At 64.9% G+C, this 12,280-nt stretch carries 14 protein-coding genes; 9 read left to right on the forward strand and 5 right to left on the reverse strand.

Features of this window, described 5'->3' with window-relative positions:
• Positions 1–76 precede the first annotated feature (76 nt).
• Positions 77–1,678, reverse strand: coding sequence for a L,D-transpeptidase (locus tag AB7008_RS24060; RefSeq protein ID WP_441259646.1), 1,602 nt, complete (start codon positions 1,676–1,678; stop codon positions 77–79).
• Positions 1,679–1,886: 208 nt separating this feature from the next.
• Here AB7008_RS24060 and AB7008_RS24065 point away from each other — a divergent pair, with 208 nt between their 5' ends.
• Positions 1,887–2,435, forward strand: a complete 549-nt coding sequence (locus tag AB7008_RS24065; RefSeq protein ID WP_028157500.1) for a CreA family protein — start codon at positions 1,887–1,889, stop codon at positions 2,433–2,435.
• A gap of 33 nt (positions 2,436–2,468) precedes the next feature.
• Here the strand turns inward: AB7008_RS24065 and AB7008_RS24070 are convergent, their stop codons facing one another.
• Positions 2,469–2,672, reverse strand: a complete 204-nt coding sequence (locus AB7008_RS24070; protein ID WP_441259647.1) for a hypothetical protein — start codon at positions 2,670–2,672, stop codon at positions 2,469–2,471.
• A 417-nt stretch (positions 2,673–3,089) separates the two neighbouring features.
• Here AB7008_RS24070 and AB7008_RS24075 point away from each other — a divergent pair, with 417 nt between their 5' ends.
• Both AB7008_RS24075 and AB7008_RS24080 read left to right on the forward strand, forming a co-directional pair.
• Positions 3,090–3,254 (forward strand): hypothetical protein, encoded by a 165-nt coding sequence (locus AB7008_RS24075; RefSeq protein WP_014495724.1) that lies wholly within the window; start codon positions 3,090–3,092, stop codon positions 3,252–3,254.
• Positions 3,255–3,302: 48 nt separating this feature from the next.
• On the forward strand, positions 3,303–3,668 hold the full coding sequence (locus tag AB7008_RS24080) for a hypothetical protein (RefSeq protein ID WP_014495723.1): 366 nt from the start codon (positions 3,303–3,305) through the stop codon (positions 3,666–3,668).
• Between the two features lie 3 nt (positions 3,669–3,671).
• Here AB7008_RS24080 and AB7008_RS24085 read toward each other — a convergent pair whose 3' ends face one another.
• Positions 3,672–3,917, reverse strand: coding sequence for a DUF6719 family protein (locus tag AB7008_RS24085; protein WP_028157498.1), 246 nt, complete (start codon positions 3,915–3,917; stop codon positions 3,672–3,674).
• Between the two features lie 64 nt (positions 3,918–3,981).
• On the reverse strand, positions 3,982–5,454 hold the full coding sequence (pdxR, locus tag AB7008_RS24090) for a MocR-like pyridoxine biosynthesis transcription factor PdxR (RefSeq protein WP_441259648.1): 1,473 nt from the start codon (positions 5,452–5,454) through the stop codon (positions 3,982–3,984).
• A gap of 75 nt (positions 5,455–5,529) precedes the next feature.
• Between pdxR and AB7008_RS24095 the strand changes: the two genes are divergently transcribed.
• The 5 genes from AB7008_RS24095 to kynU all read left to right on the forward strand — a co-directional run bounded on the left by AB7008_RS24095 (position 5,530) and on the right by kynU (position 10,755).
• Entirely contained in the window at positions 5,530–6,255 is a 726-nt protein-coding gene (locus AB7008_RS24095; protein ID WP_441259649.1) for a pyridoxamine 5'-phosphate oxidase family protein, read from the forward strand.
• Between the two features lie 52 nt (positions 6,256–6,307).
• Entirely contained in the window at positions 6,308–7,585 is a 1,278-nt protein-coding gene (locus AB7008_RS24100; RefSeq protein WP_248883103.1) for an ArgE/DapE family deacylase, read from the forward strand.
• 275 nt (positions 7,586–7,860) lie between these two features.
• Positions 7,861–8,670: an alpha/beta hydrolase gene (locus AB7008_RS24105; protein WP_441261242.1), complete on the forward strand. Its 810-nt coding sequence runs from the start codon at positions 7,861–7,863 to the stop codon at positions 8,668–8,670.
• A gap of 34 nt (positions 8,671–8,704) precedes the next feature.
• Positions 8,705–9,544 carry a tryptophan 2,3-dioxygenase gene (kynA, locus tag AB7008_RS24110; RefSeq protein ID WP_441259650.1) on the forward strand — a complete coding sequence of 280 codons (840 nt, stop codon included), beginning with the start codon at positions 8,705–8,707 and terminating at the stop codon, positions 9,542–9,544.
• Between the two features lie 8 nt (positions 9,545–9,552).
• Complete coding sequence (gene kynU / locus AB7008_RS24115) at positions 9,553–10,755, forward strand: kynureninase (protein WP_441259651.1); 1,203 nt, start codon at positions 9,553–9,555, stop codon at positions 10,753–10,755.
• A gap of 84 nt (positions 10,756–10,839) precedes the next feature.
• Here kynU and AB7008_RS24120 read toward each other — a convergent pair whose 3' ends face one another.
• Positions 10,840–11,652 (reverse strand): cobalamin-binding protein, encoded by an 813-nt coding sequence (locus AB7008_RS24120; protein WP_441259652.1) that lies wholly within the window; start codon positions 11,650–11,652, stop codon positions 10,840–10,842.
• Positions 11,653–11,771: 119 nt separating this feature from the next.
• Between AB7008_RS24120 and AB7008_RS24125 the strand changes: the two genes are divergently transcribed.
• Positions 11,772–12,173: a PaaI family thioesterase gene (locus tag AB7008_RS24125; RefSeq protein WP_028157491.1), complete on the forward strand. Its 402-nt coding sequence runs from the start codon at positions 11,772–11,774 to the stop codon at positions 12,171–12,173.
• Positions 12,174–12,280 lie beyond the last annotated feature (107 nt).

The following is a 12,280-nucleotide window of genomic DNA, read 5'->3' on the forward strand; positions in this document are numbered from 1 at the left end:
TACTGCGTCGGCGCGACGCGCTTGGTCAACACCGCGTTATCGGACGCGGCAAGGCGCCACTTCGCTCGAAAGCGCTCTAGTACAGGCGGACGATGAAGTCGGTGCCTTCGCCGGTCTCGCCCTGGTTGATGCCCTGGTCGGAGACGATGATCGAGCCGCCCGATGTCAGCATCTCGTTGATCTTCGCCATAGTGTCCGCAGGGATCGAGATACGGTCGAGTGCCTCGGCCGGGCTGTCCGGCATGACCACGGGCTTGGCTGTAACGGGCTTGGCGGCGACGGGGATCACGGCGGCGCCACGCTGGCGGAGTGTCACGCGGCTGTCATCCTCGCGCGCGGCGGCGCGGGCGGAGACCGGCAGCGATACCACCGACCAACGCAACGCGTTGGTGTTGGTCTTGTCGACCTCAGCGGTGAAGACGTGGGTGCCGAGCGGCCGGTCGCTCGTAGCGATCGTGACGGGAACCTCGAACAGTGGCGCAAAGTTCTGCCGCACGTAGAGCTTGGAATCCTTGCGGCTGACGAACACCGCGATCTGGCCGGCCCGTTTGGGCGTCTCCGGCTTCGCGGCAGGCGCAGGATCGGCGACGCGGGTCTCATCCTTCTTGGCGTCGGGCGAGGCGGCGAGCGCCGGTGCGGCGGCGGGCGCATCGGGTTTCTTCGCGGGCTCGGCGGCTTCGGCCTTGGGCGCTTCTGCAGCCTCGACGGGCTTTGCGTCGGTGCTTGCCGGCTTGGCGGCTTCTTCCGACTGCGGCTTGACCAGGTCAGATGCCTCGGCGCTCTTTTCAGACTTGGCCTCAACCTTGTCGGCTGGAGCGGCTGCTTCCTCGCGCGCCGGTGCATTGCCGGTGGTCACATCCGACATCACGGCATGGCCGACCGACGAACGCAGATCGAGCGCGCTCTCCGCGCTGGCGGTCTTCGTCTCGACGGGTCTTGCTTCGCTGACTTTGGTTGCTGCGGCGCCCTTGTCGGCCTTGTCGCCGACATTGGTCTGCGGCTCCAGGCTGACGGCGGGCTGCGGCGGCACGCGCACCGAGGCGAGCAGGGGATGCGAGAAATTCTGCGGCGACATCTGGCCGGGCGAGACGATCACGCGCGCGCCCATTCTGGTCCAGTTCCACATCTTCACCGCGAACGCCATCGGCATGCGGATGCAACCGTGCGAGGCCGGATAGCCCGGCAGCACGCCGGCATGCATGGCAATGCCGGACCAGGTGATCCGCTGCATGTACGGCATCGGCGCGCCGCTATAGATGTTGGACTGGTGGAATTTGTGCTTCTGGATCACGCTGAACACGCCCATCGGCGTCGAGTGGCCCTTCATGCCTGTCGACACCGGGGATTCCGCGAACACGCCGTTGGTGTCGTAGACCGTCACCTTCTGCCGATCGATCGACACGACGATCACGAGCGGACCTTGCGGCTTGGTGCCGGCTTCCTTCTCGGCGACGACCGCTTTCTTGCCGGCCATACTGCGCTTCTGAGGCTTCTGCCGGGGAATGTCGGGATAGCGCTCCTGCCGGGCGACGTAGGATCCGTCGGAGTAGTCGCTCCAGTAATAGAACGCCGCGTCCGCCTGGCTGGTCAAGCCAATCGCACCCGCCGCCGTCAAAATGGCGACCTGCCACAGCCGGACCGGCCTGGCTGAAAAACTGACCCCGTTCACGCTATTCATTCCTCGAATCCACAATCCAACTCAGAAATTAGTCTCGCAAAGGGGATACGCGTTCACTAGCACGGCAGTTCTGCCGCCAGCGACTTTTGTCCATGGCGTAGCAAAAAAGCCTCACGGAGCGGTAAACGCCGGCTGTGACGGTCGTTGGTCGTCTTCCTGACCGGCTGTCGCATGCCTACATTGCCGGGACTTGTTACCGGAGAACTTCATGTCATCTCGTTTCCCCGGTCTTTCCGGCATCCGCTTGAAAGGCCTTGCTTTATTCCTCCTGTTGCTGGCTGTCCCAGCGAGCTCTGCAATCGCCGCCGACGAGCCGGATCTGATCTTCCGCCGCTCAACCGTGTTCAAATGGATGAGCCCGAATGACAAGCTCGCGACCTATGGTCTCGACGACCCTGAAGTCGAGGGCGTGGCCTGCCATTTTACGGTCCCGGAAAAGGGCGGTTTCAAGGGCTGGCTCGGTCTTGCCGAGGAGGTCTCGGATATCTCGCTGGCCTGCCGCCAGGTCGGTCCGATCAAGTTCAAGAACAAGATGGAGCAGGGCGACGACATGTTCCGCCAGCGCCGCTCGCTGTTCTTCAAGAAGATGCAAATTGTGCGCGGCTGTGACGCCAAGCGCAATGTGCTGGTCTACATGGTCTATTCGGACCGGTTGATCGAGGGCTCGCCGAAGAACTCGACCTCGACGGTACCGGTCATGCCGTGGGGACCGGCTGACGCAAACGTCCAGAAGTGCGGCGAGTTCTTCACTCAGTGACGCGCTGGCGTTCACTCGGTGACGCGGTTGCGTTCACTCAGTGACGAGCGTGCGGCTGGTGCGCGGCCTTGCGAGATGCGAGCCCGTCAGCCGCACGAATGCTTGTGGTGCGGCCTCGTGGCCGCGGCCCGACTGCAGCGACATTGCCCCGATTACAGCGACGCGGCTGGGTTGCCGGTCGGCGCGGTCCGTCCGCAGGTCTGCGTCGCGCGGCGTTGCGCGATCTTGCGCCGTCATGATGGCATCCCTCAACTGAACGCGCCCCGGTGGTTCCGGGCTTCTCGGTTTCGATGGCTTGGGTCGCAGTCGAATCACCCCCGGTTCGACGGAACCCAGCCCTCGTTCGGGCTTCTCTTCAGCAGAAAAACGTAAAATGCATGTGAAGTGCGGAAGGCGCGCGTGTGACGGCGCGCAGCGTGAGTCTGCTTCCAGGCGCGGACAGAGCCTGCAGGGCCACTTTCAGACGCGGCGCCGCCCCTCTGAAAAGACTGGGGTTTTCCGCCCAATGTTTCGTCGCCCGGGGCGCGACGAAACAATTCTCACAAAGACGAAACCATTTTCCGCTTTTGGCGCATCACGCGCGAAACGACGCATGGTTATCAGCTTCGCAACAACGACGGCGCATCGCCGGCCACGGAACTGGGACACGAGATCATGCGCACACTCAGCTTCATTCTTGCCTTCGCTTTCGTGCTCGCCGGCTCTTCGTTTGCGGGGGCGCCGGACGGCAATCTCCCGGGTGTCGGCACCTTCCAGTACAGCGGCTCGCCGGTCACCACCTCGGCGCCGCAACCGATCATGGTCGCTGCGCGTTTCTGATCGATAGCCAAGAAAAGCTACAAGAAAAACCAGCCGATAAAGGCCATCATGATTGTCCGGTTCTGCGCCACAGCGTTCGTTTCGCTTATGACGATCAGCGCTGCCCACGCGCAGGTGCGCGCTCCCTCTAGGCTACCGGATCCCCGCAGCGAGTTCGTCCGTCAGTGTGCGCCGCGGATGCTCGGGCGCTGGGAGCATCCCGAGGAGGTCTGCGGCTGCCTGCATGATCACGCCGCTGCGGCCGTCGAGGACCGTGATCTGCGCGAGGCGCTGCTGCGCGGCATCAGCGAGACCGGCGTGCCAACGATCGAGACTGATTGGGTGCCGGCGTCCAAGCAGGGCGAGATCGGCTCGACCTTCACCAAGATCGCCAAACCGACCTTGCAGTGCATGTTCGACCCGGCGAAGTCGTAACCATCACTTCGATTTCGGACCGTAGCGCGGCACGCAGGCGCTGGTCCGCGCCACGCCCTTGTCGGTCATTCTCGTGCCGCGCACTTCCTTGACCTGCCCAGCGGGGCAGGTTCCGTCGTCCACTTGCACGCGCTGGCCGAGCTTGAGATCGGTGATGTCCTGTTCACGTCCGACGGTGACGGCGTGTGCCGCCGTCGCGAGGGCGACCGAGATCAGCAGCGAGAGGCAGGTCGCGCGGCGCAGCATCATGTGAGGTCCTGGCATCGATGCCGCAATGTAGGGAGCGGCAGCCGATTCTCATAGTGAACGTTCGTCACGCCCGCCGGGCCGATTTGCTCCTCGCGCGCAAGGCGCCGCGCGACTCCAGCGCGAGCCGTTCGGCGGAGGCCACGAGTTGCGGAACCGCGTGGCCGGAAAATCCCAGCACGAACCCGGGCAGGGGACGCGCGCGCGAATAGGTGTCGGCCAGCAGCCAGCCTTCCGCGCCCGCGGCCTGCTTCGCCTGCGCCGCGACCGTAAGCTCGACCGACGGATCGAACCGGGCGACGAGGTGCAGCCCTTGCGACGGCACCGGTACCGACAGCGCACCGTCGGATGCTGCTTCCAGCGTCTCGGCCAGCGCATCGCGCGCCTCGCGATAAAGCTTGCGCACCCGCTTCAGGTTGGCGGCGAACGCGCCGGAATTGAGCATGTCGGCCACCGCGCCCTCCATCAGCGTGCCGGGAAAGCGGTCGAGCGCGGCGCGCGCGGCCGTGACGTCCGCGATCAGCCGCTCGGGCAGCGCGCAATAGCCGATGCGCAGGCCCGGAAACAGCGTCTTGGCGAACGTGCCCATGTAGATCACGCGCTGGAGATGATCGATGCCGGCAAGCGACATCAACGGCGCGCCGTCATAGCGGAACTCGCTGTCGTAATCGTCCTCCAGCACGAAGGCGCCGGCCTGCCTCGCCCAATCCAGCAGCTCCAGCCGTCGCGGCATCGACATCTGCACGCCCAGTGGAAACTGGTGCGATGGCGTCACATAGGCCGCGCGTGCGGACGAAGCGGCGGTGCGGCCCTTGGCGACACGTATCCCGTGCTCGTCGACGGGAACGGGCACGGCGCGATAACCGCAATGCAAAATGGTTTTTCGCGCGGCGGGGTAGCCCGGGTCCTCGCACCAGACCTGGTCGTTGGGCTTCAGGATCGCGCTCAGCACGATGCGCAACGCGTGCAGCGTACCCGATGTCAGCATGATCTGATCGGGATCGCAGCGCAGGCCACGCGCCGACAGCAGATGATCGGCGATCGCTGCGCGCAGCTCGCGGCTGCCGCGCGGATCGCCATAGTGCAGATGCTCGGGCCCGAACGCGCGCATGCGCCGTCCGACGAAGGCACGGAAGCGCTGCACTGCGCGCTCGTCGATATGGGTGCAGCCGAGCGAGAACGCGCCCTGCCGCGGTGCTTCGACCATGGCCTTCGGCTTCTTCGGCCCGGCCGCAGGCGCCGGAATGCGCGCGGCGACGAACGTGCCGGAGCCGACGGTCGCGTCGGCAAAACCGTCGGCGATCAGCCGTTCATAGGCAGTGACGACGGCGTTGCGGCGGAAGCCGGCTTGCTTCGCCAGCGTCCGCGACGGCGGCAGCGGTTCGCCGGGTTTGACGAGGCCAGAGACGATCATGTCGCACAACGCCTGGTACAGCCGGTGCGCCGATGACGCGCCCGCGGTGATATGCGGGCCGGTCAGGTCGAGCGGCAGTTCGGCCTTGGCCGGCGAGGGGACAAAATTGGTCGGAATTTTTCGCATGGAATTGGCACTATCGCAGACCAAATCTGCGGCTACAACTCTCCTGGAATTGTTCCAAGCCCGACAGGAGCGGCCGTGAGCCAGACTGAAAGCCAGAATTCCTATCCGACGTCAGCGCGCAATCAGGTCAAGCGCCGTCACGACCGCGGCTTCTACGATCACGACACGGTTCACCGCATCCTGGATTCCTCGATGCTCTGTCACGTCTCCTATGTCATCGACGGCCAGCCCTATTGCACGCCGACCTTCTTCTGGCGCGAAGGGACAAAACTCTATTGGCACGGCTCGAGCGCCAGCCGCATGCTGCGCAACCAGACCAGGGGCGAACGTGTGTGCCTCACGGTCGCCCATCTCGACAGCCTCGTGCTGGCGCGTTGCGGCTTCAACCATTCCGCCGACTACCGCGCGGTGATGGCATTCGGCACCGCCTATCTCGTCACCGACCCCGAGGAGAAGGAGCGGGCAGTGATCGCCATGGTCGACCGTTTTTTCCCGGACCGCACCGCGAGCCTGCGTCAGAGCAACACGCAGGAGATCAAGGCGACGTCCTTCATCGCGATGGAGATCGAGGAGGCCTCGGCCAAAGTCCGCGCCAAGGGTGTGGCTGACGATGACGAGGACTACGAATTGCCGATCTATGCCGAGCGCATTCCGGTCCGTACCGTGCTCGGCGCGCCGGAGCCGTGCCCGCGCCTGCTGGATGGCGTAACCCGGCCTGCGACGCTGAATGGCTATTCGGAAGGCCGGCTGCTCGAAGATGCATTGCGGGATGCTTATTTTGTGGAGTACCCGAACGGCTGAAATCGGCTAGCCTGCGCGCACCATTGACCAATTGGATGCCCGGAGTTGCCTGATGAATGCCGAAACGCAGCAGAGGATTCTTGACGCCGTCGATGCCGGCTTCGAAGCCCAGCTTGCGACCACAAGCGATTTCGTCGCGATCCCGTCGACCCGCGGGGCGGAGGGGCCGTGCCAGGACATGATCGGCGACCTCCTGCGCGCGCGCGGCTACGAGGTTGACGACTGGCACATCGATGTCGATGACCTCAAGGACCTGCGCGGCTTCGGCCCGATCGAGCACGATTTCTCCAAGGCGCGCACGGTGGTGGGCACCTACCGTCCGCAAACGAATGGCGGCAAATCGCTGATCCTCCAGGGGCACTGCGACGTGGTGCCCGCGGGGCCGCTGGAACTGTGGGACACGCCGCCATTCTCGCCCGTCATCAAGGACGGCAAGATGTTCGGCCGCGGCGCCTGCGACATGAAGTCGGGCACGATCGGCGCGCTCTACGCGCTGGATGCGATCAAGGCGGCGGGTTTCAGGCCGACGGCGCGGATCCACTTCCAGTCCGTGATCGAGGAGGAGAGCACCGGCGTCGGCGCGCTCTCGACATTGCAGCGCGGCTATCGTGCCGACGCCTGCTTCATCCCGGAGCCGACCGGCGGCAAGATGGTGCGCTCGCAGGTCGGCGTGATCTGGTTTCGCCTGCGCGTGAAGGGCCATCCGACCCACGTTGCCTTCGCCGGCTCCGGCGCCAACGCAATCATGGCGGCCTATCATTTGATCCAGGCGCTGCAGAAACTCGAGATCGAGTGGAACGAGCGCGCGAAAGCCGATCGGCACTTCAAGACGCTGAACCATCCCATCAACTTCAACCCCGGCATCATCAAGGGGGGCGACTGGGCCTCCAGCGTGCCGGCATGGTGCGACGTCGATTGCCGTATCGCGGTCCTGCCGGGCTGGTCGATCGCCGATCACCAGAAGGAGATCATGGCCTGCGTTGCGGCTGCCGCGCGCAACCACCGCTTCCTCGCCAACAATCCGCCGGAGGTCGAATGGTCGGGCTTCCTGTCGGAGGGTTATGAACTGACCGACGCCGCGGCGCCCGAGGCCGCGTTCGGCAAGGCCTTCAACACCGTCTATGGCGGCGAAATCCAGGACCTCGTCTTCACCGCGCTCACCGACACCCGATTCTACGGTCTCAATCACGGTATCCCGAGCCTTTGCTTCGGCGCGAGCGGCGGCGAGATGCACGGCTTCAACGAATTCGTCGACCTGGAATCGCTGAAGAAGTCGACCAAGGCGATGGCCCTGTTCATCGCGGATTGGTGCGGGGTGGAGAAGGCGTAGCGGTCGAGATCTCGCAGGGTGGGCAAAGGCGCTCTTGCGCCGTGCCCATCAACTCTCTTCGATCTTGCATGAAAGGGCGGGCACGCTTCCGCCTTCGCTCTTCGAGCTACGGCGGACAAGTCGCTTTGCCCACCCTACGCCATCTCGGTCGGGGCGACCGCTGCCCGAAACACGGGCGCGCCCAAATGCTTTAAGCTTAAAAGAAAGACTAGGACGCCGTCCTGACTGGTGGCAGACTGGCGCCCAGTTCGATGGCCGAATCCTTGGGTGTCACGATGCGCGATTGGGATGATGCTTATGCCAATTCGGCCCATATCCCGGGCTCGGACAAGATGCCGGCCCAATGGGCGGAGCGGGCGGCGGCTTACCGCGCCGGCCTGAAGGACTTTCGCGCGGACGTCTCCTACGGCCCGGGCGAGCGCCAGCGCCTCGACCTGATCCTGCCCGACAGCGACAGCAAGGGCCTCGTCGTCTTCGTGCACGGCGGCTACTGGATGCGCTTCGACAAGTCGACCTGGACCGATCTTGCCGAAGGCGCGCGGCATCACGGCTGGACGGTGGCGCTGCCGAGCTACACGCTGACGCCGGCCGCCCGCATCTCCGACATCACCGCAGAGATCACCGCCGCGATCGCCAAGGCGGCATCGCTCGTCTCGGGCCCGATCCGGCTCGCCGGCCATTCCGCCGGCGGCCATCTCGTCACGCGCATGCTGTGCAACGACAGCCGGCTCGAGCCCGCCGTCTACAACCGCATCGCCGGCACGCTCTCGATCAGCGGGCTGCATGATCTGCGACCGCTGCTCAAGACGAAGATGAACGAGACGCTGCGCATGACCATGGAGGAGGCGACGCTTGAAAGCGCGGCGCTGCACCTGCCGCGGGGACATTCGCCGGTCACCGCCTGGGTCGGCGGCGGCGAGCGGCCCGAATTCATGCGGCAGTCCGATCTGATCGCCAATGTCTGGACCGGCTTCGACGTGCCGACGCGCCTCGTCGTCGATCCCGGGCTCAACCATTTTACGGTGATCGACGGACTGAAGGATCCGTCGTCCCCGATCACCGCGCGCCTGATCGGCCTCGACTGACGCGGCGAGGATCGATCGATCGAAAGGGCCTGCCATGACGTCCAGCGATTACGATCCCACGAGCGAAGGCGCCGAGACCGATTTCGCCCGGCGCATGTCCTACGGCGACTATCTTGCGCTGGATGCGATCCTCGGCGCCCAGCATCCGCTCTCGGAAGCCCATGACGAGATGCTGTTCATCATCCAGCATCAGACCACGGAGCTGTGGATGCGGCTTGCCATCCACGAGCTCAGCGCCGCGCGCCGCGCCATCGCCAGGGACGAGGTGCAGCCCGCGATGAAAATGCTGGCGCGGATGTCGCGCATCTTCGAGCAGCTCAACGGCGCCTGGGACGTACTGCGCACCATGACTCCCAGCGAGTATACGCGTTTCCGCTCGCAGCTTGGCCAGTCCTCGGGCTTCCAGTCGCGTCAGTACCGGCTGATCGAATTTCTGGTCGGCAACCGCAACCACGCCATGCTCAAGCCGCACGCGCACGATGTGGAGACGACCAGGCTGCTCGAAGGCGAGCTTTCCACGCCGAGCCTGTACGACGAGGTGTTGCGGCTCGCCGACCGCAACGGGCTCAAGATGCCCGCGTCCGTGCTGGCGCGCGACGTTCGCGAGACCCACAGCTTCAACGAGGGCGTGCTCCAGGCCTGGCGGATCGTCTACGAAGCGCCGGAAACGCATTGGATGCTCTACGAGCTTGCCGAGAAGCTGGTCGATTTCGAGGACTACTTCCGGCGCTGGCGCTTCAACCATGTCACGACGGTCGAGCGCGTCATCGGCTTCAAGCGCGGCACCGGCGGGACCGGCGGCGTCAGCTATCTCAAGCGCATGCTGGAAGTCGAGCTGTTTCCCGAGCTCTGGCGCGTCCGCACGATTCTGTAGAGATCACCATGAACAAGCTTCGCGTCTATGACGACACCAGGGCCTTGTTCCATTTGCCTGACGGCGTGATCTATCTCGACGGCAATTCGCTCGGCGCGCTGCCGCTGGGTGTTGCCGAGCGCGTCGGCAACGTCATCACGACCGAGTGGGGCAACGAGCTGATCCGCGCCTGGAACAGTGCGGGCTGGTATGCCCAGCCGCGCCATGTCGGCGATCGCATCGCGCGATTGGTCGGTGCGGAAGCCGGCTCCGTGATGGTCGGAGACACGCTGTCGCTCAAGGTCTACCAGGCTCTCGCGGCCGCGCTCGACATGAACGCCTCGCGCAAGGTCGTGCTATCGGACACCGGAAACTTTCCGACCGATCTCTACATGGCCGAGGGCCTGATCGCGACGCTCGGCCGCGGCCATCAATTGCGCCTGGTGGCGCCGGAGGAGATCGAGGCCGCGTTGTCGGAGGAGATTGCGGTCCTCTACATCACCGAGGTCGACTATCGCACCGGCCGCCGCCACGACATGGCGAAGCTGACGGCGAGAGCGCATGCACTCGGCATCGTCACCGTTTGGGACCTCGCGCATTCGGCCGGCGCGCTGCCGGTCGATCTCGCTGGCTGCGGCGCCGATTTCGCCGCCGGCTGCACCTACAAATACATCAACGCCGGCCCCGGGGCGCCGGCCTTCCTCTACGTCGCGCCGCGCCACGCCGACGGCGTGCGCGCCGCGCTGTCGGGTTGGATGGGCCACGCAAAGCCGTTTGCGTTCGAGCTTGGCTACGCGGCGGCCGGCGGCGTCGAGCGCATGCGCGTCGGCACCCCGCCGGTGCTCGCAATGGCGGCGCTGGAGGCCTCGCTCGACATCTGGGACAGGGTCGACATTCGTGAGGTCCGTGCGCGTTCGCTGGCACTTGGCGATCTCCTGATCGCCGAGGTCGAACGCCGCTGCCCGGAGCTCAAGCTCGTCACCCCGCGCGCGCACGAGCGCCGCGGCTCACAAGTCTCCTTCGCCTTCGGGGGCGGCTATGCCGCCATGCAGGCCCTGATCGCCCGTGGCCTCATCGGCGATTTCCGCGCGCCTGACATCATGCGGTTCGGGATTACACCGCTCTACATTGGGGAGAGCGAGATCATGCGAGCAGCCGAGATCATCGAGGAGGTGATCGCGGGCGAGGTCTGGCGTCGGCCGGAATATCAGGTCGTGAACGCGGTGACGTAAGGCCCAAATGCCGCCCCAAGCGTCATTTGCGAGCGAAGCGAAGCAATCCAGGTTGTCTCCGTGGAAAGATTCTGGATTGCTTCGCTACGCTCGCAATGACGGGATGAGAGAGCTGTGCTCGCCCCACAACGCTGTCACGATCGCATCCAGCCCATCCGTCAGCGCTGCCGGCCCCGGCTGCAGGATGATCGGCGACTTGATCTCGACGATGCGGTCGTCGCGCACGGCGGGGATCTCGTTCCAGCAATCGCGCGCGCGGATGCGGGCAGGGACGACTTTCTTGCCGCACCAGGAGGCAAGGATCACGTCGGGCGCCGCCTCGCGCACCGCCTCCGCCGAGACGATGCGATCCTTTGCTGCCTGCTGATGTCGCAATTCCGGAAACACATCCTCACCGCCGGCGATCTCGATCAACTCGGAGACCCAGCCGATGCCGGAGATCAGCGGATCGTCCCATTCCTCGAAATAGACCTTTGGCCGCGGCGAGGGGCGGGATGTTGCCGCTATCTCGGCGAGGCGCCGTTCAAGCCCGTCAGCGAGCACTTCGGCAGACTCCGCCGCGCCCACCAGCGCACCAAGTGTGCGGATCATCGCCAAAATCCCGGCGATGTCGCGCTGATTGAAAACGTGGACGTCGACGCCCGCGCGCACGAGATCGGCGACGATGCCGGCCTGGAGGTCGGAGAAGGCCAGCACCAGCTCCGGCTCCAGCGCCAGGATCTTCGGGATGTCCGCGGAGACGAAGGCCGACACCCGCGGCTTCTCCCGCCGCACCTGGGGCGGGCGGACGGCGTAGCCGGAGACGCCGACGATGCGGTCCTGCTCGCCGAGCAGGTACAGCGTTTCAACCGTCTCTTCGGTCAGGCAGACGATGCGGCGGGGTGGGAAGTGGCGCATGGGAAGAGCATATGCGCAAATGCCGTCGCCGATGTCAGCAGGGCCATTACCTCGGACGTCATTGCTTTGCCGCCCGAAGCAATTCACGCTGAAACAACAATGAATTGGGAGGAGATCCGATGACGCCGCTCGAGAAACTTAAAGCGATGAAGATGCCGTTTGCCGAGCTCAAGGGCGTCGAATTCGTCGAGGCCGAGAAAGACCGCGTGGTGGCACGGATGACGGTCAGGCCCGACCTCTGCACGCTCCACCACACCATCCACGGCGGCGCCGTGATGGCGCTCGCCGATTCCGTCGGTGCGGCCGCGACCGTGATCAATCTGCCGGAGGATGCCAAGGGCACCACGACGCTCGAGAGCAAGACCAACTTCATCGGCGGGGCGAAGGAGGGAACCACGGTTATCGCCACGGCTACCCCGGTCCATCGGGGACGGCGGACCCAGGTCTGGAGCACCCGGCTGGAGACCGAGGACGGTAAGCTGGTTGCCGTGGTGACCCAGACTCAGCTGGTCCTCGTATGACTACGGGGGCTTGATTTTATTAACGAATTGGTCGCTTTTGATGCCTGAAACTTGGGCAGGTTCCCGTCTTGAAAAACATGCTGCGTCGCACAATATTGGGGGCCTAG

It is taken from the genome of Bradyrhizobium sp. 521_C7_N1_3, from assembly GCF_052075975.1.
In the GTDB taxonomy this organism is placed as follows: Bacteria; Pseudomonadota; Alphaproteobacteria; order Rhizobiales; family Xanthobacteraceae; genus Bradyrhizobium; species Bradyrhizobium japonicum.

Excerpts from the sequence above, each read along its gene's own strand:
- AB7008_RS24065 (WP_028157500.1), top strand. The coding sequence starts at position 1,887 with ATGTCATCTCGTTTCCCCGGTCTTTCCGGCATCCGCTTGAAAGGCCTT.
- AB7008_RS24120 (WP_441259652.1), bottom strand. The coding sequence starts at position 11,652 with ATGCGCCACTTCCCACCCCGCCGCATCGTCTGCCTGACCGAAGAGACG.
- AB7008_RS24105 (WP_441261242.1), top strand. The coding sequence starts at position 7,861 with ATGCGCGATTGGGATGATGCTTATGCCAATTCGGCCCATATCCCGGGC.
- AB7008_RS24075 (WP_014495724.1), top strand. The coding sequence starts at position 3,090 with ATGCGCACACTCAGCTTCATTCTTGCCTTCGCTTTCGTGCTCGCCGGC.
- AB7008_RS24100 (WP_248883103.1), top strand. The coding sequence starts at position 6,308 with ATGAATGCCGAAACGCAGCAGAGGATTCTTGACGCCGTCGATGCCGGC.
- AB7008_RS24125 (WP_028157491.1), top strand. The coding sequence starts at position 11,772 with ATGACGCCGCTCGAGAAACTTAAAGCGATGAAGATGCCGTTTGCCGAG.
- pdxR (WP_441259648.1), bottom strand. The coding sequence starts at position 5,454 with ATGCGAAAAATTCCGACCAATTTTGTCCCCTCGCCGGCCAAGGCCGAA.
- AB7008_RS24080 (WP_014495723.1), top strand. The coding sequence starts at position 3,303 with ATGATTGTCCGGTTCTGCGCCACAGCGTTCGTTTCGCTTATGACGATC.
- AB7008_RS24085 (WP_028157498.1), bottom strand. The coding sequence starts at position 3,917 with ATGATGCTGCGCCGCGCGACCTGCCTCTCGCTGCTGATCTCGGTCGCC.
- AB7008_RS24060 (WP_441259646.1), bottom strand. The coding sequence starts at position 1,678 with ATGAATAGCGTGAACGGGGTCAGTTTTTCAGCCAGGCCGGTCCGGCTG.
- kynA (WP_441259650.1), top strand. The coding sequence starts at position 8,705 with ATGACGTCCAGCGATTACGATCCCACGAGCGAAGGCGCCGAGACCGAT.
- AB7008_RS24070 (WP_441259647.1), bottom strand. The coding sequence starts at position 2,672 with ATGACGGCGCAAGATCGCGCAACGCCGCGCGACGCAGACCTGCGGACG.
- kynU (WP_441259651.1), top strand. The coding sequence starts at position 9,553 with ATGAACAAGCTTCGCGTCTATGACGACACCAGGGCCTTGTTCCATTTG.